The sequence below is a fragment of the Streptomyces brevispora genome (assembly GCF_007829885.1).
GTDB classification, from domain to species: domain Bacteria; phylum Actinomycetota; class Actinomycetes; order Streptomycetales; family Streptomycetaceae; genus Streptomyces; species Streptomyces brevispora.
The window spans coordinates 1,118,548-1,138,943 of the sequence record NZ_VIWW01000001.1; the positions used below are offsets into that span (position 1 = coordinate 1,118,548).

Annotated in this window: 20 protein-coding genes and 2 pseudogenes; 15 read left to right on the top strand and 7 right to left on the bottom strand. The window is 70.7% G+C overall.

Annotation, left to right across the window (positions count from 1 at the left end):
• Positions 1–234: 234 nt before the first annotated feature.
• The 4 genes from lipB to FHX80_RS05255 all read left to right on the top strand — a co-directional run bounded on the left by lipB (position 235) and on the right by FHX80_RS05255 (position 3,385).
• A complete protein-coding gene (gene lipB / locus FHX80_RS05240; RefSeq protein ID WP_145763122.1) occupies positions 235–1,047 on the top strand; it encodes a lipoyl(octanoyl) transferase LipB in 813 nt (270 codons plus the stop codon).
• Between the two features lie 132 nt (positions 1,048–1,179).
• Positions 1,180–2,160, top strand: a complete 981-nt coding sequence (gene lipA, locus FHX80_RS05245) for a lipoyl synthase (protein ID WP_145763123.1) — start codon at positions 1,180–1,182, stop codon at positions 2,158–2,160.
• Positions 2,161–2,454: 294 nt separating this feature from the next.
• Complete coding sequence (locus FHX80_RS05250) at positions 2,455–2,655, top strand: SCO2195 family GlnR-regulated protein (RefSeq protein ID WP_145763124.1); 201 nt, start codon at positions 2,455–2,457, stop codon at positions 2,653–2,655.
• A 19-nt stretch (positions 2,656–2,674) separates the two neighbouring features.
• On the top strand, positions 2,675–3,385 hold the full coding sequence (locus FHX80_RS05255; RefSeq protein ID WP_145763125.1) for a DUF4191 domain-containing protein: 711 nt from the start codon (positions 2,675–2,677) through the stop codon (positions 3,383–3,385).
• Between the two features lie 113 nt (positions 3,386–3,498).
• Here FHX80_RS05255 and FHX80_RS05260 read toward each other — a convergent pair whose 3' ends face one another.
• The gene (locus FHX80_RS05260; protein WP_145763126.1) at positions 3,499–3,966 is read right to left on the bottom strand and encodes an RDD family protein; all 468 of its coding nucleotides are present in this window, start codon (positions 3,964–3,966) and stop codon (positions 3,499–3,501) included.
• 277 nt (positions 3,967–4,243) lie between these two features.
• On the opposite strand from FHX80_RS05260, the gene glnA reads away from it, so the two are divergent.
• Entirely contained in the window at positions 4,244–5,653 is a 1,410-nt protein-coding gene (gene glnA, locus FHX80_RS05265) for a type I glutamate--ammonia ligase (protein ID WP_145763127.1), read from the top strand.
• Between the two features lie 104 nt (positions 5,654–5,757).
• On the opposite strand, the gene FHX80_RS05270 is transcribed toward glnA, so the two are convergent.
• On the bottom strand, positions 5,758–6,243 hold the full coding sequence (locus FHX80_RS05270) for a hypothetical protein (RefSeq protein WP_167523363.1): 486 nt from the start codon (positions 6,241–6,243) through the stop codon (positions 5,758–5,760).
• A gap of 130 nt (positions 6,244–6,373) precedes the next feature.
• Between FHX80_RS05270 and FHX80_RS05275 the strand changes: the two genes are divergently transcribed.
• Positions 6,374–6,811: a hypothetical protein gene (locus tag FHX80_RS05275; RefSeq protein ID WP_145763128.1), complete on the top strand. Its 438-nt coding sequence runs from the start codon at positions 6,374–6,376 to the stop codon at positions 6,809–6,811.
• Positions 6,812–6,869: 58 nt separating this feature from the next.
• Here FHX80_RS05275 and FHX80_RS05280 read toward each other — a convergent pair whose 3' ends face one another.
• Complete coding sequence (locus FHX80_RS05280; protein ID WP_145763129.1) at positions 6,870–7,139, bottom strand: hypothetical protein; 270 nt, start codon at positions 7,137–7,139, stop codon at positions 6,870–6,872.
• A gap of 119 nt (positions 7,140–7,258) precedes the next feature.
• Here FHX80_RS05280 and FHX80_RS05285 point away from each other — a divergent pair, with 119 nt between their 5' ends.
• On the top strand, positions 7,259–7,618 hold the full coding sequence (locus FHX80_RS05285; protein ID WP_145763130.1) for an arsenate reductase family protein: 360 nt from the start codon (positions 7,259–7,261) through the stop codon (positions 7,616–7,618).
• A gap of 36 nt (positions 7,619–7,654) precedes the next feature.
• Here FHX80_RS05285 and FHX80_RS05290 read toward each other — a convergent pair whose 3' ends face one another.
• Positions 7,655–8,563 (bottom strand): Gfo/Idh/MocA family protein, encoded by a 909-nt coding sequence (locus FHX80_RS05290; RefSeq protein ID WP_145763131.1) that lies wholly within the window; start codon positions 8,561–8,563, stop codon positions 7,655–7,657.
• A gap of 210 nt (positions 8,564–8,773) precedes the next feature.
• Here FHX80_RS05290 and FHX80_RS05295 point away from each other — a divergent pair, with 210 nt between their 5' ends.
• The 5 genes and pseudogenes from FHX80_RS05295 to FHX80_RS05315 all read left to right on the top strand — a co-directional run bounded on the left by FHX80_RS05295 (position 8,774) and on the right by FHX80_RS05315 (position 13,932).
• Positions 8,774–10,258, top strand: a complete 1,485-nt coding sequence (locus tag FHX80_RS05295; protein WP_145763132.1) for a hypothetical protein — start codon at positions 8,774–8,776, stop codon at positions 10,256–10,258.
• Complete coding sequence (locus FHX80_RS05300) at positions 10,255–11,388, top strand: ARPP-2 domain-containing protein (protein ID WP_145763133.1); 1,134 nt, start codon at positions 10,255–10,257, stop codon at positions 11,386–11,388. The genes FHX80_RS05295 and FHX80_RS05300 overlap by 4 nt, the downstream gene beginning before the upstream one ends.
• Positions 11,389–11,530: 142 nt before the next feature.
• On the top strand, positions 11,531–12,565 hold the full coding sequence (gene glnII / locus FHX80_RS05305; protein ID WP_145763134.1) for a glutamine synthetase: 1,035 nt from the start codon (positions 11,531–11,533) through the stop codon (positions 12,563–12,565).
• A gap of 37 nt (positions 12,566–12,602) precedes the next feature.
• Positions 12,603–12,959: pseudogene (locus tag FHX80_RS05310) on the top strand (DUF6891 domain-containing protein); the annotation flags it as partial.
• A gap of 355 nt (positions 12,960–13,314) precedes the next feature.
• Positions 13,315–13,932, top strand: coding sequence for a winged helix-turn-helix domain-containing protein (locus FHX80_RS05315; protein WP_145763135.1), 618 nt, complete (start codon positions 13,315–13,317; stop codon positions 13,930–13,932).
• A gap of 67 nt (positions 13,933–13,999) precedes the next feature.
• Here FHX80_RS05315 and FHX80_RS05320 read toward each other — a convergent pair whose 3' ends face one another.
• Complete coding sequence (locus FHX80_RS05320; protein ID WP_208764585.1) at positions 14,000–16,186, bottom strand: MMPL family transporter; 2,187 nt, start codon at positions 16,184–16,186, stop codon at positions 14,000–14,002.
• Positions 16,187–16,426: 240 nt separating this feature from the next.
• On the opposite strand from FHX80_RS05320, the gene FHX80_RS05325 reads away from it, so the two are divergent.
• Positions 16,427–17,695, top strand: coding sequence for a sensor histidine kinase (locus tag FHX80_RS05325; RefSeq protein ID WP_145763136.1), 1,269 nt, complete (start codon positions 16,427–16,429; stop codon positions 17,693–17,695).
• A complete protein-coding gene (locus tag FHX80_RS05330) occupies positions 17,680–18,327 on the top strand; it encodes a response regulator transcription factor (RefSeq protein ID WP_145763137.1) in 648 nt (215 codons plus the stop codon). The genes FHX80_RS05325 and FHX80_RS05330 overlap by 16 nt, the downstream gene beginning before the upstream one ends.
• On the opposite strand, the pseudogene FHX80_RS05335 reads toward FHX80_RS05330, so the two are convergent.
• Together FHX80_RS05335 and FHX80_RS05340 are read right to left on the bottom strand one after the other, a co-directional pair.
• Positions 18,324–18,983 (bottom strand): annotated as a pseudogene (locus tag FHX80_RS05335) (alpha-L-fucosidase); the annotation flags it as partial. The gene FHX80_RS05330 and the pseudogene FHX80_RS05335 sit on opposite strands and share 4 nt — an antisense overlap.
• Positions 18,984–19,175: 192 nt before the next feature.
• Positions 19,176–19,691, bottom strand: a complete 516-nt coding sequence (locus FHX80_RS05340) for a MarR family winged helix-turn-helix transcriptional regulator (protein ID WP_145763138.1) — start codon at positions 19,689–19,691, stop codon at positions 19,176–19,178.
• 68 nt (positions 19,692–19,759) lie between these two features.
• On the opposite strand from FHX80_RS05340, the gene FHX80_RS05345 reads away from it, so the two are divergent.
• Positions 19,760–20,338, top strand: coding sequence for a carboxymuconolactone decarboxylase family protein (locus FHX80_RS05345; RefSeq protein ID WP_145763139.1), 579 nt, complete (start codon positions 19,760–19,762; stop codon positions 20,336–20,338).
• The last annotated feature ends 58 nt before the right edge of the window (positions 20,339–20,396 follow it).

The following is a 20,396-nucleotide window of genomic DNA, read 5'->3' on the forward strand; positions in this document are numbered from 1 at the left end:
CGGGCAGCCCTTATGGAACGGCGCGAATTTAGCGGCCTCAGGGGCGACCGCGGCCACCTTCGCTTCACATTCATCCGATCGTGTGAGGAGTGCGGGGAAGCTGACGTGGACGACCTGCCGGACCGGCTGTCCGGGGCCGGTCGTACAGTTGCGGGAGGCGCGATTCAGTGCAGGGTGACGTGACGCCGGGGACACCCCCCCAGCCACGACACCGCAAGGAGAAAGGCTGCTGCCGTGACTGAGCTTCGGTTCGTCCGTCTGGGATTCGGCGAGGAAGCCGTCGACTACCGGGAAGCCTGGGAGAAGCAGCGCGAGGTGCACGCGGCGCGGTTCGAGGACACCGTCCCCGACACCTGCCTGCTGCTGGAGCACCTGTCCGTCTACACGGCTGGCCGGCGCACGACCGACAGCGAGCGCCCCCTGGACGGCACCCCGGTCATCGACGTGGACCGCGGCGGCAAGATCACCTGGCACGGGCCGGGCCAGCTGATCGGCTACCCGATCCAGAAGCTGCCGCGCCCGGTGGACGTCGTCGCGCATGTCCGGCGCCTGGAGGACGCGCTGATCCGCACGGCGGCCGAGTTCGGGGTGGAGACCAGCCGGGTCGAGGGCCGCAGCGGCGTCTGGGTGCTCGGCGACCCGGTCGATGAGCGTCCGGCGCTCGGCGGTCTCTCCCTCGATTTCGACCCGAGGCTTCGGGACGAGGAGTTCGACGCCCGGCTGAACGGCCCCGAGTACGCCCCGTCCAACGCGGGTCAGCGCCGCGAGGACCGCAAGCTGGCCGCGATCGGCATCCGGGTCGCCAAGGGCGTGACGATGCACGGCTTCGCGCTCAACGTGAACCCGGACAACACCTCGTTCGACCGGATCGTGCCGTGCGGCATCCGGGACGCGGGCGTCACCTCACTGGCGTACGAGCTGGGCCGCGACCTCACGATCGCGGACGTGCTCCCGGTCGTCGAGAGGCACCTGAAGGACGTCCTGGAGAACGCCGAGCCCGCTCCGCGCATCATCGAGCGCCCGGCCGATGCCGTGGCCACGGCGTGACGCTCGGAGCGCCGCTTCGGGAATAGGCCCTGCCGGCCACAGGTTAGGCAGACGTAAAGCCGTATGAACTACGGGCGTACCCTGGTGTTCGCCGAAGAATCCAATGCAGTGAAAGCAAAGGGGAGTGCCGGAGTGTCCGCTGTCGCACCCGACGGGCGCAAAATGCTGCGCCTTGAGGTCCGGAACAGCCAGACCCCCATCGAGCGGAAGCCCGAGTGGATCAAAACACGGGCGAAGATGGGCCCCGAGTACAACCGACTGCAGAAGCTCGTGAAGAGCGAGGGTCTGCACACGGTGTGCCAGGAGGCGGGCTGCCCCAACATCTTCGAGTGCTGGGAGGACCGCGAGGCCACGTTCCTCATCGGCGGTGACCAGTGCACCCGGCGCTGTGACTTCTGCCAGATCGACACCGGCAAGCCCCAGGAGCTGGACCGGGACGAGCCCCGTCGTGTCGGGGAGTCCGTCGTCACGATGGACCTGAACTACGCCACCATCACCGGCGTAGCCCGCGACGACCTGGAGGACGGCGGCGCCTGGCTGTACGCGGAGACCGTGCGCCAGATCCACACGCAGACGGCGGAGCGGGAGGGCGGCCACACCAAGGTCGAGCTGCTGATCCCCGACTTCAACGCCGAGCCCGCGCAGCTCGCCGAGGTCTTCTCCTCGCGCCCCGAGGTGCTGGGGCACAACGTGGAGACGGTGCCGCGGATCTTCAAGCGGATCCGCCCCGGCTTCCGGTACGAGCGCTCCCTGGAGGTCATCACGCGGGCCCGCGAGGCCGGTCTGGTGACCAAGTCCAACCTGATCCTCGGCATGGGCGAGACCCGCGAGGAAGTCAGCCAGGCGCTGCGGGACCTGCACGACGCGGGTTGCGAGCTCATCACGATCACGCAGTACCTGCGGCCGACCCCGCGCCACCACCCGGTCGAGCGCTGGGTGAAGCCGCACGAGTTCGTGGAGCTCAAGGACGAGGCCGACGCGATCGGCTACTCCGGTGTGATGTCCGGGCCGCTGGTCCGTTCCTCGTACCGCGCGGGCCGGCTCTTCCAGCAGGCGATGGAGCGGCGCGATGCCCTCACTGCCGCACCGCCCGCGCAGCAGACGTCCGTGTGAAACCGAGCACAAGAAGCTACTGAACGGTAATAGCTGATTCGGCGCGGCCCATGCGCTCCTCGCAGGTCGGAGGCGCGGATGGGCCGCGCCGACGTGCGCGGCGCCCATATCAAGGTTTCATTGGTGTTTGACCGACCGGTCATGCGCTGGTAACACCAAGCTGTAACCCTGGATACATGCGGCGCAGTGGCTTTCCGGCCGCTGCCCACGCCGCTTCCGTATCCAGCCCGCGCAACACAGTCCGCCCGCTGAGCGCCGCTCAGTCCGCGCATCCGTTCCGAGGGGACCTCCACGATGCAGGCCGCGCCGGTACGCGCCACCGCCATTCCGTCCGTCACCGATGCCCTCCGCGCCGTCGAGTCGCTGCTGCTGAGCAGCGGCCAGCGCACCGCCCGCCGCAACGCCTGGACCGCGGTCCTGGAGGACCGCCGCCGGGCCAAGGACCGGGTCGAGTCCGAGTACGTACTGGAGGCCGTGGCCGAGCACCGTTCTTAGGCCACGTAAACTTCATTGCATGGCGAGGAAGGCAAAAAACACTGAAGGCGCGGACAGCGCCGAGAACGCGGGGCGGCTCAAGCAGATCGCCCTGACCTACAAGATGACCAGGCGGACCGACTCCAAGATCGGTCTTGTCGTCGCGGGTGTGGGAATCGTCACCTTCGGTGTCCTCCTCGCGATCGGTTTCTTGATCAACCACCCGATCTACGTGGGCATCCTGGGCTTCGTGCTCGCCCTCCTCGCGATGGCGATCGTCTTCGGACGGCGTGCCGAGCGGGCCGCCTTCGGGCAGATGGAGGGGCAGCCGGGCGCTGCGGCGGCGGTGCTGGACCGCGTGGGCCGCGGCTGGTCCACGACCCCCGCGGTCGCGATGAACCGCAACCAGGACGTCGTCCACCGTGCCGTGGGCAAGGCGGGCATCGTGCTGGTGGCGGAGGGCAACCCGAACCGGGTGAAGAGCCTGCTCGCGGCCGAGAAGAAGAAGATGGCCCGCATCGTGGTCGACGTACCCGTGCACGACATCATCGTCGGCAACGACGAGGGCCAGGTGCCGCTCAAGAAGGTGCGCACCAAGATGCTGAAGCTGCCGCGCGTCCTGACCGGCGCCCAGGTGACCGCCGCCAACGACCGGCTGCGCGCGATGGGTGACCTGATGAGCAACATGCCGCTGCCGAAGGGCCCGATGCCGAAGGGCATGCGGATGCCGCGCGGCGGAAAGACGCGCTGACGCAGGGACCGACGGCGTACGAAGAGGGCGGGTCACGAACTCCTGGTTCGCGACCCGCCCTCTTCGTGTGCGTCGTGTGCCGCCCGCCTCAGGCACGGATGCCGTATGCCGCCTCAGCCGCGGATCTGGACGGCGCGGGCCAGCCGGTCGTGCAGGCCCCGGCCGTCGCGGTCCCAGACCAGGGCCGGGATCACCAGGCACAGCAGCACGCTGCGCACCAGTACCCGCCCGAGGCCCAGCCGTCCGCCGCCCTCGGCGACGACCCTGATGCCCAGGACGCGCTTTCCGGGGGTGCAGCCGACGGTGCCGACGGTGAGCAGGCTCAGCAGGAGGAAGATCCCCACCGCCCAGTTGCCGGCCGCCTGCTGGTCACCGCGGGCGAACAGTCCGTATGCGATCAGCATGCACAGGGCCCAGTCGATGAAGATCGCTCCGAAGCGGCGGCCGAGCGGCGCCATGGCCCCGGGCCCCTGCTCGGGAAGACCGAGCCGCTTGCCCCGGTACCCGAAGTCCGCGCCCATGTCCTCGGCTGCCGCACGCGGCCCGGAGAGCCACGATCCGATTGCTTGCCTGTTGTCCACCCGACCACGGTACTGCGCCCGTCCGCAGCCCCTGCCGGGCGGGTGCCGCGGGCGCCTCCGGGGCACCGTGCGGGCACCGGCCCGGAACCCGTCCGGAACCGCTCGCCGTACGGTCACGAGGCGCTGCTCACACCCGGCCCGGTTAACTTCTGCGAAACAAATGGGTCATGCTTGAGAAATCCGGTCTGCCTATGGTCGGGTCCAGCGTGTGCCACCGCACTGGCCGCACAACGAGCTGCAACCCCGTCCCGCCCGGGCCGGGAGTAGGAGGAGTTGGATGTTCCAGAACGCCGACGACGTGAAGAAGTACATCGCCGACGAAGACGTCAAGTTCATCGACGTCCGGTTCTGCGACCTGCCCGGTGTGATGCAGCACTTCACCATCCCGGCGGCGGTCTTCGACCCGACCGAGGAGCTCGCCTTCGACGGCTCGTCGATCCGCGGCTTCCAGGCCATCCACGAGTCCGACATGGCGCTCCGTGCGGACCTCTCGACCGCCCGTGTCGACCCCTTCCGCCGTGACAAGACCGTCAACATCAACTTCTTCATCCACGACCCGATCACCGGCGAGCAGTACAGCCGTGACCCGCGGAACGTGGCCAGGAAGGCGGAGGCGTACCTGACCTCCACGGGTATCGCCGACACCGCGTACTTCGGTCCCGAGGCCGAGTTCTACGTCTTCGACAACGTCCGCTTCCAGACGTCGGCGAACGAGAGCTTCTACCACATCGACTCCGAGGCGGGCGCCTGGAACACCGGGTCGGAGGACAACAACCGCGGCTACAAGGTCCGCTACAAGGGCGGTTACTTCCCGACCCCGCCGGTCGACCACTTCGCCGATCTGCGTGCCGAGATCTCCCTGGAGCTGGACAGGAACGGCCTCCAGGTCGAGCGCCAGCACCACGAGGTCGGCACGGCCGGCCAGGCCGAGATCAACTACAAGTTCAACACGCTGCTCGCCGCGGCCGACGACCTGATGCTCTTCAAGTACATCGTGAAGAACGTCGCCTGGCGCAACGGCAAGACCGCGACCTTCATGCCGAAGCCGATCTTCGGCGACAACGGCTCGGGCATGCACGTCCACCAGTCCCTGTGGGCCGGCGGCGACCCGCTGTTCTACGACGAGCAGGGCTACGCGGGCCTCTCGGACATGGCGCGCTACTACATCGGCGGCATCCTGAAGCACGCCCCGTCGCTGCTGGCGTTCACCAACCCGACGGTGAACTCCTACCACCGTCTGGTGCCCGGCTTCGAGGCCCCGGTCAACATGGTGTACTCGCAGCGCAACCGCTCCGCCGCGATGCGCATCCCGATCACGGGCTCCAACCCGAAGGCCAAGCGCGTCGAGTTCCGCGCCCCGGACCCGTCGTCCAACCCGTACCTCGCCTTCTCGGCCCTCCTGATGGCCGGCCTGGACGGCGTGAAGAACAAGATCGAGCCGCCGGAGCCGATCGACAAGGACCTCTACGAGCTGGCTCCCGAGGAGCACGCCAACGTCCAGCAGGTCCCGACCTCCCTCCCGGCCGTCCTCGACGCCCTTGAGGCGGACCACGAGTACCTCCTGGCCGGCGGCGTCTTCACGCCCGACCTCATCGAGACGTGGATCGACTTCAAGCGCACGCAGGAGATCGCCCCGATCCAGCTGCGGCCGCACCCGCACGAGTTCGAGCTGTACTTCGACCTCTAGGGATCACGAAGACAGCTGCACGGCCGAGGGCCGTCACCCCGCGGGACGCGGAGGGTGACGGCCCTCGGCCGTACCTTTCATGACCTGGGAAGGGGCCACCGCGGTCAGTGCCGCAGCGCCTCGCCCACCTCGGCCTTGACCGCGCCCCCCAGCTTGCGGTTGCTGCGGGCGGTGGCTTCCTTGGTGGCCTTGGCCGCGACGTCGTCGACCGTCACCACGACCGTGTCGAGCAGATTGCCGCTCGGATCGCGGAAGTTGATCTGCACGGCGTAGGACTGCTTCGAGTCGGTGCTGTTCCTCACCGTGACCTTCGACGTGGCGCGGCCGTCCTTGTCGGTGACCGTCGCGGCGGCCTTGACGTCGCCGCTCGCGTTCACGCCGTCCTTGAAGCTCTTCAGCTTGTCCTCGGCGGCGGCCGTCGCCGAGGCGACCGCGTCGGCGCCCTTGGAGGCAACCGACGCGGCCGCCGACGCCGCGTTGGACGCCGTACCCGACACGCTGTTCACCTCGTCCGAGCACGCCGTCGCCGACGCCGCCACGATCATCGCCACCAGCACGGCACCCGCACTCCGTGGGCCTCGCCTCGTCATCGCGCCTCCCAGCACTCGTCCGTCGCCCGCCAGTCAAAGCGGCGGCACATGGGGGCGCATGTGGTGGGGGCCGAACGGGTGAGGGGGCGGCGCGGTCGCGGGGCGGGGCCGGAGCGTGGAGGGTGGTGGCATGAGCGAGCAGGGAACGGACGACGGACCGGACCGGCCGCAGCCCCCTCGGCGGCTCTGGCTGTGGGTGCTGCTGATGGTCGTCGTACTCCTGGCCCTGGCCTCGGGCGCGGTCTCCGCGGTACTGGCCCACGAGGTGTCCAAGGAGGGCTCGAAGAAGCTGCGGATCAGGTACGAGGTCACCGGCACCGCCAGCGACGTGACGCTCACCTACAGCACCTGGCAGGACGAGGCCCTGTCGACCGGGCGGCTGACCCTGCGGACCCTGCCGTGGGCCGGTGAGCTGGAGACCAGCGGATTCATGAACGGCGGCTCGTTCGTCGTCGGCCTCGGGAGGTCCGGCGGCGATGTCGCCTGCTCCGTGACGGTGGACGACGGCACCCGGCGGACCGCCCGGGCGTCCGGGGCCTTCGCCACCGCCCGGTGCGACGGGTACTGAGACGCGGCTGCGCCCCCGGAACTCCCGGGGGCGCAGGGTGCGGACGGGTGGCCCGTGGTCAGCGGCCGTAGCGGATGAGTGCGCGGACCATGCGGCAGGTGGTGTCGGACGGCGGGTGGATGCCGAGGAGCCCGGCGGTCGTGCGTATCCGGGCGTTGCTCGCGCTCGACGGCTGATGAACTCCCGTGTCGAGCAGGGCGATCGCCAGGCGCATCGCCTTCAGCCGGCGGTTGTGGGTGACGTACCACTCACGGGGACGGCCGGCGGGGAGACGCTTCTTCTGCAGGGGCTTGTGGAGTGGCTCGGTCGTGACTGCGGCAACGGCCATTGGCAACCTCCTGGCACGGTGGTGGAACCCTCACGAACTACCTCTATTTTACTGCCCGGCACTGACAATCGCCCCTGGCCAGAGGGGTTTTCGCGGGTCCATCCCGTACCGTTGGCCCCATGGAGATCTGGATCAATCCCGCCTGTTCGAAGTGCCGCGGCGCGGTGCGGCTGCTCGATGCGGAGGGCGCCGACTACACGGTCCGCCGCTACCTGGAGGACGTGCCGTCACCGGACGAGATCCGGGCCGTGCTCGACCGGCTCGGGCTGGAGCCGTGGGACATCACACGGACCCAGGAGGCGGAGGCGAAGGAGCTGGGGCTCAAGGAGTGGCCGCGTGAGGCGGATGCGCGGGAGCGGTGGATCACGGCGCTCGCCGCGCACCCGAAACTGATCCAGCGGCCGATCATCACGGCCGAGGACGGCACGGCCGTGGTCGCGCGCACGGACGAGGCGGTACGGGACGCCATGGGGCGCTGAGCCCCACCCTGGCGCCGCCCTTTACCCTGGCGCCCGTTACTCGCCCGCCTGTGCCTCGGCCTCCGCGAGCAGTTCGGTCAGCCGGAGCCCGAACCGTACGTCGCAGGGGTGCGCCACCCCCGTACGCACCGATTCGATCAGCGCGTCCACCGCCGCCCGGAAGGCGCCGACTGCGCCGTCCCACCGGGGCAGCCCGACGGTCCCGTGCTCGCCCCTGAGCTCGACCTCCACCCCGGCCGCGGCCGCCGGGGCGGCCAGCGTGAGCGTCACCGTGCTGGAGGCTCCGGAGGCGTGGCGCAGGATCAGGTGGTGGGTGTCGGCGGGGCCACGGGCCGCGGTCAGCCGCGTCACCTCACCCAGCACCGGGATGAGGACGGAGAGCGCGTGCGGGCCGACGTCCCAGAGGCCGCCCTTCTCGTGGCGCCAGGGGGACGCGGCGAACTCGCTGTCCACGCCAGGTGCCCACAGGGCGCCGATCCAGTGGGCGTGCGCGGTGAACCAGCCGCCCACCGCGTGCTGTTCGGCGATCCAGGCGGAGGTCTCCGGGGCGAACCGCAGGGTGCAGAAGACGACGGAGGCGACCCGGGCCTGCTCGGCGGCCTCGGCCACCTCTCGGGCGGCCGCGACGCTCGTGGCGACCGGCTTGTCCATCAGCAGATGGCAGCCGGCCGCCGCGGCACGGGCGGCCAGCGGGGCCTGGACGTCCGGCGGCAGGGCGAACGCGACCGCGTCGCTCGCGGCGAAGAGCTCGTCGAGTCCCGCGTCACCGGTGTACGCCGTGGCGCCATGGGCGGCGGCCAGTTCCTGTGCGGCCTCGGCCCGGCGGCCCCACACCCCGCTCAGCACGGCGCCGGGGTGCGTGGCGAGGGCGGGGGCCTGGGTGTTGCGGGCCCAGGGGCCGGTGCCGACCAGGCCGATACGCAGGGGGATCACAGGTGTCGTCATGGGACAAGTGTGCCCGGTGCGGCAAAAGCCCCGAAGGAATCCGGTGGCGGGCCCCGCGGACGGGCGGTTACGCTGGCGGGGCCGGCCGCGGGACTCCGGTGCGACTTCCGGGACTTGCCTGTAAAGCAAACATTTCGCTGCTCGCGCCCCCATTCCCCGGCCGGCTTCCGCTTGCGCGTACCGCCTCGCGGAACACCACGGGGATTCATCATGCCGACCGAGACCTTCGCCGACCTCGTCGCCGCCGAGGACGTGCTCCTCTTCGTCAATGCGGCGATCACCGCGACCGGGCAGCGCGAGTTCCGCTCCCAGGCAGATCGGCAGCAGCTCTCGCTGGACTTCCTGCACGAGTACGTACGGGTCAACTACCGCCGGGTGTACGCCGCTTCGCTGGCCCTCGACATCAACGACCACAACGCGGTGCGCATCGTGCACGGGCTGTTGGAGCACGCCGCCGAGGCGACGGCCGAGGAGAAGCGCACCGAGGGCCGGCTGATCGCCGCGCGGCTGGCGAAGCTGCCACCACAGCGGGTGTACCGGCTGTTCCGTGGGCTGCGCGCGGCCAAGGTCAACAACCGGCGCACCCGCGCGATCATGCGTGACTGGCTGGCCGCGCGGCCCGATCCGGCGCACGACGCGGTGAAGTACCGCTCGGGGCTGAAGAACGCGGCCCGTCACGCGCACCTCCGGCTCGGCGAAAGCGGTGGCGGTGGACATGGCGGTGACGGTGAGCTGGGTGACTTCCTCTTCCGGCCCGGGAAGCTGCCCCGCTACCGGCACCGGCTGCTCGACGCCTGGCGCCGCGCCCCTTACGAGCAGGGCGCCGTCGACGAACTCCCCTTCACCGTCGCCGAGGGCTTCGCGGCCCGGCACGGCATGAAGCGCGAGGCGTTCCTGGAGCGCATGGCGCCCCGGATGACCCGGCTGGAGCGGCTGCGCACCCAGAGGCAGCGCGGTGCGGCGTCCCCGTCGGAGCTGCCCTCGGGGGTCGATCTGACCGTGATGCCGCTGACCAGGCTCGCCCTGTACGTCCTGTCGTTCCCCGCGGAGCCGCGCAGGCGCCACCGCGAGGAACTGACCTCGGCCCTGCGCACCGCGGCCGGTCGCGCGGCGGGCCCGCACGCCGGGAGCTGGGGGCGGGTCGCGGCGGTACTGGACGACAGCTACTCCTCCTCCGGTTCGGGCGAGAAGCGGCGCCGCCCGCTGGCCGTGGCGCTGGCCTGCGACTTCCTGCTGGCGGCGCTGGCCGCGCCGGGCGCGTACACCTCACTGTGGACCTCCGGCACCGACGATCCGCTGCTGGTCAGGCCCTGGGGGCCGACGCCGCTCGGCAGCCGGGTGCTGGACGCCCTGGAGTGCGGACCCGACCGGCTGGTCATCGTCTCGGACGGCTGGGACAACGCTCCGGCCGGGCTCGCGGGCGAGGTGCTGCGGGTGTGGCGGAGCAGGCTCGATCCCGACCGGCGCACGGCGGTGGTCCATGTGAACCCCGTATACGACGCGGACGGATTCGACGTCCGGCGGCTGTCCCCGAGCGTGCCGACGGCCGGTATCCGGGACGCGGAGGATCTGCCGGCCCTGGTGGAGATCGCGCGGTTCTCCGAGGGCCGGACCGGGCTCGCCGCACTGCACACGTATCTGGACCGGCAGGTCGCCCGGTTCGTGACCCCCGGCCAGGCAGGAGACCCGCGGTGAACAGGCTCGAACTGACGGGTCTCACCGCCCGTCCCTCGCAGGTGTGGGGCGGCATCCGGCTGGTGCCGCTGGTGCGCGAGAAGCCCGTCGAGGGGCTCCGGCTGCATCAGGAGGTGTACGTGGATGGCGGGAGCGGCATCGTGGAGCTGGGGCCGCGGACCCACTACACCTCGTACATCCCGCACGGCTTCGTCGCGGACTGGTCGGGCGAGGGCGCCGGGAGCGCCGCGTACGGTACGCAGTTGGCGGCCCACGGCGAGGCGGGGGGCGCCCCGCCCAGGACCGTGCGGCTGCCGCGCCACCGCCATCACCGGATGGCCAAGCGCCGGCCCGGCGACCGGCTGCGCTTCCTGCCGCTGCATCTCGCGCTGGAGGGCTACCTCTCGCTGCACTTCGGCGGACCGTCGACGGCCTGGGAGGAGTGGTCGCGTCAGGCGCTGCGCGACGGCCTGTCGCCACGCGCCGAGGACGCGTACCTGGGGTGGTCGGTGCGCGGGCTCGACGACGCGCTGCGGGTGTTCGAGATCCATCCCGGCCAGTGCGGGGTGATGGTGTACGCGTCCGACGCGCTCGCCGCGGCCTTCGTGGTGCCGCACCCCGACGACTACCGCCTGTTGCACGCGTCGCTCCTCCAGGACCTGTACGGGGAGCTGGTCCACCAGTACGCGATGTACGGCGCGCCGGTCGCCGATTTCGGGGCGCGGATCGTGGACGGGCCGGGGCTGAACACGCTCGCCGGTCTCCGGGCGGCCGCGCGGGAGCAGGAGCGGGAGTGGAGCGAGGCGCACGACACGCTGTTCGCTCGGGAGCTCCTGGACACCTCCTACGGCTTCGACCGGGTGTACCGGATGGGGTCCTTCACGCTGTGGCGGTTCCTGCCGCCCTTCCTGCTGAATCGGGGCGGGCAGCACATCGGTGAAACCATCACCGACCCCATGGGGCGGGTCGCCTATCTGAAGACGTTCCGGCTGTCCGAGGCGCAGATCCGGCGCGGCCACCTGTTGCAACGGCTCGCGGACGCGGACTGGCAGCTCCCGCGTGCCGCGGCGGCGCTGGGCGCGACCGAGGAGGAGCTGGTGCGGCGAATCCGGGCGGCGGGCTTCGAGTCGCTGCTCAGGGCCCGTGGGTGAGGGCCCGTGGAACTGGCCGGTCCTGCACGGTCCTGCACGGGAAACGTCGGTAACACGAGGTTCACACGAGGGCAACGGACGGGAAATCGCGTCTTGCGAAGCTGCGCTGCATAGACCGCAGCACCCCCGAAGGATGGCTTCCGTGACGTTCAAGGCTGAGTACATCTGGATCGACGGCACCGAGCCGACCGCCAAGCTCCGCTCCAAGACGAAGATCATGCCCGGTTCCCCGTCGTCCGACGTGGCGGAGCTGCCCCTCTGGGGTTTCGACGGGTCGAGCACCAACCAGGCCGAGGGCCACGCCTCCGACCGGGTGCTGAAGCCGGTCTTCATCTGCCCGGACCCGATCCGCGGGGGTGACGACGTCCTGGTCCTGTGCGAGGTCTTCAACATCGACATGACCCCGCACGAGTCCAACACGCGTGCCGCACTGCGCCCGCTCGCCGAGCAGTTCGGCGGCCAGGAGCCGATCTTCGGCATCGAGCAGGAGTACACCTTCTTCGACGGCCACCGGCCGCTCGGCTTCCCCGAGGGCGGCTTCCCGGCCGCGCAGGGCGGCTACTACTGCGGTGTCGGCGCCGACGAGATCTTCGGCCGCGACATCGTCGAGAAGCACCTCGACAACTGTCTGAAGGCGGGGCTGGGCATCTCCGGCATCAACGCCGAGGTCATGCCCGGCCAGTGGGAGTTCCAGGTGGGCCCGCTGGCCCCGCTGGAGGTCTCCGACCAGCTGTGGACGGCCCGCTGGCTGCTCTACCGCACCGCCGAGGACTTCAACGTCTCCGCGACCCTCGACCCGAAGCCGGTCAAGGGCGACTGGAACGGCGCGGGCGCACACACCAACTTCTCCACCAAGGCGATGCGCGAGGGCTACGACGCGATCATCACCGCGTGCGAGTCGCTGGGCGAGGGCTCGAAGCCGATGGACCACGTCAAGCACTACGGCGCGGGCATCGACGACCGGCTGACCGGTCTGCACGAGACCGCCCCGTGGAACGAGTACAGCTACGGCGTCTCCAACCGCGGCGCCTCGGTGCGTATCCCGTGGCAGGTCGAGCAGGACCAGAAGGGTTACATCGAGGACCGCCGCCCGAACGCCAACGTCGACCCGTATGTCGTCACGCGGCTGATCGTCGAGACCTGCTGCACCGCACTGGAGAAGGCCGGCCAGGTCTGATCCCGCGGCAACACCCGTACGAGGGGGGCGTCCACCGTCCGACGCGGACCGGCTGGAGCGGGCCTTCGCCGTGCTGGACGCGCGCGGCATCACCGCCCGGGAGCATTTCACCTGCTGCCGGTCGTGCGGGCTCGGTGAGATCCACGACGCCGGGCGGGACGATGCGCGGGGGTTCGTCTTCTTCCCTCTGCAGGGCACGGAGAGCGCGGCGGCCGGGCACGGCCTGACGCTGTACTACGGGGGGTTCGACGAGCCCGCGGCGACCACCGCGGCGGTGGGGCGGGAGGTCGCGGAGGTGCTGGGCGAGGCCGGGCTGACTGTGGAGTGGGACGGTTCCCCGGACCGGGCGATCGAACTGACGGGGCTGGACTGGCGCAAGCGGCTGGTGGGTTGAGGGCGAGGGCCCTTCCCGGCCCGGCCCGCACGAGGAGCCCGAGCAGTCGGAGGAGTCCGAACAGTCCGAGGTGAGGAAGGGAACGCAAAGGGTCAGTATCGACGGGTGGGAGAGGTCTGCTGCGGGGTCGTGTTCTCTGGTTCAATGGGGGCATGGCCAGCCTCCAGCACACCTCGACAGGTCGCAGCGACCTCGAGCCGTTCTGGCCTTCCCGTCAGCATCACGACTTCGACCGAGTGTGTTGCCGCGCGTTGAACGCGCCGGCCCTCTAAAGCCGCTCACCCCGGTCTTCGGTCCGCGCGCACGCAGCAAGTCCGTCCACAGACGACTCCTTCGCGCGAAAGAGCTGATCCTCATGGCGAACACTCGTACCTACTCCACCGCAGCCGCTGCCAGCGCAGCGCAGGCGGCGACCGCTGCGGCCACCCCGCCCCGTCCGTCCTCCCCCAACCGGCACCGGCTGCGGGCCGTCGCGCCGGACGAGGTCTTCCGGCCGGCCGATGTGGCGGCGTTCCTGGCGCCGGGCACGACCTGGCTGCCCGCACCCCAGCACACCCTGCCGGCGCTGCCGGGCCGGCCGCCGATGGTCGGCTATCTGGTGCTCGTCCCCGCCGACCAGCAGCCGGCCCTCACCGCCGCGGCGGCCGGGGCCGCCCAGTACGTGGAGCCGGAACTGCTGGAGGACCCGGGGAAGCGGCCGGTGCGCATCGACTCCGTGCAGCGCACCGCCTCGGTGAACGGGAACCCGCTCGACCTCACGTACCTGGAGTTCGAGCTCCTCGCCCATCTGGTGGCGCACCCGAACCGGGTGCACACCCGCGACCAGCTGGTGACGACGGTCTGGGGCTACGGGCACGTGGGCGACGGGCGCACCGTCGATGTCCATGTCGCCCGGCTGCGCCGCAAGCTGGGCGTCGAGCACCGCCGGTCGATCCAGACGGTGCGGCGCGTCGGGTACAAGTACGCGCCGTGAGACAGCACGCGGTGGGTCACGGTTCCGGTACACACCGGAACCGTGACCCACCACGTGTGTCCGGGGCTCAGCCGCGCGGTGCCGTGCCCGCGACTCCCACCGTGCCCGCCGTTTCCGCCGGGGCCGCCGCGAGGCCGGGCTCGGGCTCGCCGTGGTCCATGACGGGCAGCCGGGAAAGTGCGCGCGGGGTGCGCCAGTTCCGCTCGCCGAGCAGCGCCATCACGGAGGGCAGCAGCACCATTCGTACGATCGTCGCGTCCAGCAGCACCGCGACGGCCAGGCCGACGCCCATCTGCTGCATGTCCTGCATGGACAGCGTCCCGAAGACCGCGAACACCGCCACCATGATCACGGCGGCGCCGGTCACCGCACCCGCCGTCCGCCGGATGCCCTCGTCGATCGCGGCCGGGGTGGAGAGCCCGCGGCCGTGGGCCTCGCGGATCCGGGAGACCACGAAGACGTGGTAGTCCATCGAGAGCCCGAACAGGACGACGAGGACGAACAGCGGCATCCAGGACTCGATCGCGCCGACGCCCTCCGAGCCGATCAGTGAGGCGCCCCAGCCGTGCTGGAAGACGGCGACCATCACTCCGTACGCGGCGGCCACCGAGAGCAGGTTGAGCAGGATCGCGGTCACGGCGATGACGTAACTGCGGAAGCAGAACAGCATCAGCAGGAAGGTCACCGCGGTGATGAAGAGGAACACGGGCAGGATGCCGCGCTTCAGCTGGTCGTTGAAGTCCGTGGACCCTGCCGTCTCACCGGTCACATACGCACGGGCGCCGGTCCCGTCGAACGCGGCCGGCAGCCGCTTCTCGCGCAGTTCGGTCAGATCGCTCTTGCCGTGGGGCAGTGGGACCTCGATCTCCGCCACGTTCTGTGCCCGGTGGACGGTCACCTTGTCGAAGCCGTCGAGTGCCTTGCGTACGCCGGGCGCCTCGATGTCCTCCGCCTCGACGACCACCTGGGCCGGGGCGGGGCCGCCGGGGAAGGCCTCGCTGATGTGGCGGTAGGCGACCGCCAGCTGGGAGTCCGAGCCGAACTGCTTCTCCAGGCCCAGCTCCTCGGTCTTCATACCGAGGGCCGGCGCGGCGAGCACGAGCAGGACGACGACCGAGGCGGCGGCGAAGAACCTCGGCCTGGCCAGGACGGGCCGCAGCAGCTTCCCGGCGATCCCGCCGCTCTGCTGCGTACCGCGAGTACCCGCAACATCCCGGGTAGCGCGCTTGCCGCGCCGGTTCAGCAGCGGCACCCGGCCCGCGTCGATCCGGTCGCCCAGCCAGGAGAGCAGGGCGGGCAGTACCGTCACGGAGCCCATCATGGCGATGAAGACGACGATGATCGTGGCGACGGCGAAGCCCTTGAACAGCAGCAGCCCGGACAGGAACATGCCGGCCATCGCGACCATGACGGTCAGCCCGGACACCAGGACGGAGCGGCCGCTGGTGGCCGCCGCGATCCGCAGCGCCGTCTCGGCATCGCGTCCCGCCGCCCGCTCGTCGCGCTCGCGCCGCAGGTAGAAGAGGCAGTAGTCGACGCCGACGGCGAAGCCCATCAGGAACATCACGGAGTACGTGGTCTGGAAGAGGTGCAGCTGGTGGCTGGCGAGCGAGAGCAGACCGAAGGCGGCCAGGCAGGCGGTGAGCGCGAGCCCGACGGGCAGCAGGGCCGCGACGACGGCGCCGAAGGCGACCAGCAGAATGCCCAGGGCCAGGGGTACTGCGGTGAACTCGGCCTTCTTGAAGTCGTCGGTGAGCAGGTCGCCGAGCCACTTCCCGGCGCTGGCGTCGCCGAACTGGTGGACCGTGATGTCCGTCCGTTTCTCCTGGACCCCGGCGACGGCGTCCAGGACGGGCTGCACCCGGTCGGACGCGGTGGCGGCGTCCCCCTTCATCTCGAAGGCGATCAGTGCGTCCTTGCCGTCCTTGGAGGCGACCGGGGCCGCGAGGCCCGTCACCTCTCCGGTCTCCCCGAGGGCCGCGGTCAGCTCCCGGGCCGCGGCCCGCCAGCCGTCCGGTGCGGCCGACGACACCATGACCAGCTCGCCCGCCCGGTGGCTGAGGCCGGCGTCGGAGAGGATCTGCTCGGCCCGCGCCGAGTCCCCCGCACCGTTCTCGGCGTTGGTCATCTCGACCATGCCCGACGCCCCGCCGATGCCCGCGGCGAGCACGACGAAGAGCAGCCAGCCGAGAATGGCCGTCTTGCGATGGTGTGCGCTCCACACACCGATACGTGCCGCGAGATTGAGCCTCATGGCGTGTTCGCCCCCTGAAAAGCAGTCGTCGGAAAGGACACCTCGAATCTAGGAACCGGGGGCCCGCCGCCCCAGCCGCTGAAACCCCCACTCCCCCGGTGACGTAGGGCGCGGTCACGGGGTGGTGCTGGGTACACCCCGACCGGGTGTCGAACCGGCTGACGCCGTGGCCGCCCGAGACGTCAGACTGTGTGCGGACCGGGGCTGCCACGAGTGCCGGCAAGGGGAAGAGGGGCCGATATGGACACGCCGCACGGACGGACGAGGGCCGCGCTGCTGGCCGCTGGGCGCGGGCTGGTGCTGTCGTTCTCCTCGATCGTGGGGTCGGTCACGCTGTTCGTGCTGGCGGTGACCTCCATCGCCTTCATCCCGCTGGGAATCGGCCTGGTCACCACCCCGTACGTGCTGTCGGCGGTCCGCACGCACGCCAATCAGCGCCGGCTGCTGGCGATCACCTGGTCGAACGTCCGTATCCCGGTCCCGTACCGGCCCTTCCCGAAGGATGTGCGCGGCGGGTTCACCGGGCAGGTGGAGCGGACCGGGGTGCTGCTGAAGGACCCGGCGACCTGGCGGGACCTGCAGTGGCTCCTGGTCGACATGACGGCCGGCTATGTGGTGTCGATCCTGGCGGCGGCGCTGATGGTCTACCCGGTGGAGGGTTTCGTCCTGGCGGCGGGGCTGTGGCGGGTCTTCACGGACGACCGGTACTGGTACGGGTTCGTGCCCGTGGACAGTCAGGCGACGGGGCTCGCCGCCGCCGCGCTCGGGGTGGCGGTCTTCGCGACCGGGGTGCTGCTGAGCGAGCGGCTGCTGCGCGCGCACTTCGTGATCGCCCGCTCGGTGCTGGCCCCCACCCATGAGCAGGAACTGGCCCTGCGCATCGACCGGTTGACGGAGACCCGGCACGAGGCGGTCGACACCGCCGCGTCGGAGCTGCGGCGCATCGAGCGCGATCTGCACGACGGGGCGCAGGCCCGGCTGGTCGCCATGGGCATGAATCTGGGCACCGTCGAGGCGCTGATCGAGAAGGACCCGGCGCAGGCGAAGAAGCTCCTGGCGATGGCCCGCGAGTCGTCCGCGGAGGCGCTCACGGAGCTGCGCGATCTCGTACGGGGCATTCATCCGCCGGTCCTCGCCGAGCGCGGGCTCGGGGACGCGGTCAAGGCGCTGGCGCTGCGGACGCCCGTCGGGACCGAGGTGGACGTGGAGCTGAGCGGTCGCGCGGAGGCCCCCGTGGAGTCGGCCGCGTACTTCGCGGTCAGCGAGCTGCTGACGAACGCCGCGAAGCACTCGGGTGCGGACCGGATCTGGGTGGATCTGCACGATGCCGAGGGGATGCTGAGGATCTCCGTCACGGACAACGGGAAGGGCGGTGCGGCGATCGGATCGGGCTCGGGCCTGAGCGGGGTGGAACGCCGACTCGGTACATTCGACGGCATCATGGCCGTCAGCAGCCCCGCGGGCGGTCCCACCATGGTGACCATGGAGATCCCTTGCGAGTTGTCCTAGCCGAAGATCTCTTCCTGTTGCGCGACGGCCTGGTGCGCATGCTGGAGGCGTACGACTTCGAGATCGCGGCCGCCGTCGAGACGGGACCGGAACTGACCAGAGCACTCGCCGAGTTGAAGCCGGACGTCGCCGTCGTCGACGTCCGGCTTCCGCCGTCCCACACGGACGAGGGGCTGCAGTGCGCGCTGGCGGCCCGGCGGGCCAGGCCGGGCCTGCCGGTGCTGGTGCTCTCCCAGCACGTCGAGCAGTTGTACGCGCGTGAGCTGCTGGCGGACGGCAACGGCGCCATCGGCTATCTGCTCAAGGACCGGGTCTTCGACGCCGACCAGTTCATCGACGCGGTCCGCCGGGTCGCGGCGGGCGGCACCGCGATGGACCCGCAGGTGATCTCGCAACTGCTGTCGCGGCGTTCGCAGGACAAGCCGATGGGCGGGCTGACGCCGCGCGAGCGGGAGGTCATGGAGCAGATGGCCCAGGGCCGTTCGAACGCGGCGATCGCCTCGCACATGGTGATCACGGAGAGGGCGGTGGCCAAGCACACCTCGAACATCTTCGGGAAGCTCGGCCTGCCGCCCTCCGACGACGACAACCGCCGCGTTCTCGCGGTACTAGCGTATCTCGACCGGGGTTAGGGCGTGGCCGGTGCGGTGGTGAGGTGCAGCGTCGTGGCGCCCAGGTACGGCTTCGCCCTGGACTCCAGCACCTTGACCCGGACCGCCGACGCGGTGACGGGCGCGGGCAGCGGCAGGATGCGCTCGTGGCCGATGGTGGTGCCGTCCGCGATCCGCGGCCAGCTGCCCCGGATCCGGGCCTCCACGGCGAACTTCTCCACCCGTTGTCCGTGCCGGACGTCCTCACGGACGGCGACCCGGTCGAAGGCGCACGGCTCCGGTCCCCGCTTGCTCACATCGGCGCCGTAGACCCGGCGCAGCCCGGCCCCGAAGGCGGTCAGCGAGGTGACGTCCTCGTCCGCGATCCGGCCGTCGGGGGCGGGCGGGACGTCGAGCAGCAGCGAGGCGTTGCGGCCGACGCTCTTCTCGTACAGGTCCATCAACTGCGCTGCTGTCTTGGGCTTTTCGCCGGGGTGGTAGAACCAGCCGGGGCGGTTGGAGACGTCGGCCTCGGCCGGGTACCACTGGGGGTGGTTGATGCCGGGCTCCAGGAGCCGGTCCCGGGAGCCGATGTCGGGGTCGGTCGAGTCGTTGGGGAGGCTGCCGAGCCCCGTCCACGGGTCGGTGGTGTGCGGGGTGACGCTCCACTCGGTCTCGCGGGCGACGCCGGACTCGTTGGTGCGTGGTGCCATGGTTCCTCCCATTCCCGACCACGAGTGGTCGGACCTCTTGGGTACCGACGCGTGCATGTTGCCGCACGGAGTAGCCTTCGGGGAGGGTGACTACCAGATACATCCTATCTCTCGTGCGCAAAGTCCAAGCCCTCACCGACTCCGGGACGTCAGGCCCGCCGGGTCCCCGTCCACCTGTCAGCCGTTGAACCAGCTCGACGCGTCGAGACGGAAGGAGTCCGCGGCGGCCACGGTGCGCAGGTCGGACTCCAGTGCGGCGACCCGTTCGGCGCCGAGCACCCGGACCCATTGCGCGCGCACCCGGTCGAAGCCCGCGGCCGAGCGTGCCAGCACGTCGATCCCGCGCGGGGAGAGCCGGACCAGTTTGCGGCGGCCGTCCTGCGGATCGTCGGCGCGCTCGACGTAGCCGAGACCTTCGAGCCGCTCGACCGTCTTCCCGGCGGCCTGTTTGGAGACCCCGAGCCGTCGGCCGATCTCGCTCGCGGTCGCCCCGTCGAGGCCCACTGCCTGGAGCGCGTAGCCGTACGCGGGCCGCACCTCGGGGTGGCCCTGTTCGGCCAGCTCGCGGTGCAGGTCGTCGATGATCGACCGGAAGCCGGCAAACAGCAGCAGCGGCAGCTCGAAGCCCGCACCGCCCCCGGCGCCACCGCCGCCGGCGCCGCCCGAAGCGGGCCCTCTCCCACGCTCAGCCATTGCGAAACTCGACAACCAGGTTTACCTTTTCGTCAATCACGTTGTCGAGTTTACCCGAGAGGTCAGCCATGTCCGCGTCCGTCTCCCCCGAGCACGCCCCCTCCCCGCTCTTCCCCGATCACTCCCCCGAAACCGCTCCCGCCGCGTCCCGCCCCGCCATGGCGGCCGTGACGGCGAAGCAGGGCCGTCTCCCCGCCGCCGTCGCCCGGCTCGCCTCGTCACCGGAGCTGCTCAACGGTTTCCTGAGGACGAGCGCGCTCTTCGAGTCCACCACCCTGGACCCGCTCTCCCGGGAGGTCCTGATCATGACCATGGCCGCCCGCAACGGCTGCCACCTCTGTGTGGCGATGCACACCGCGAAGCTCACCGCACTCGACGCGGACAGCGAACTCATCGCGGCACTGCGCGGCGAGAGCCCCCTGCCGATTCCCGACGAACGACTCGAGGCGGTACGGCAGTTCACCCTCGCCGTGATCGAGGCGAGCGGGGCCGTGGACGACGACACGCTCCAGTCGTTCCTGGGCCACGGCTACACCTCGCGCAACGCGCTGGAAGTCGTCCTGGGGATCGGCGTCTACACCATGTCGACTCTGGCCAACCGGATGACAGCGGCCCCGATCGACCCCCAACTAGCCCGCTTTGCTTGAGACTTGGGCCGGGGATGCCGCCCGGGCCCCTCCGGCCCGAAGTGACCATCGCACGATT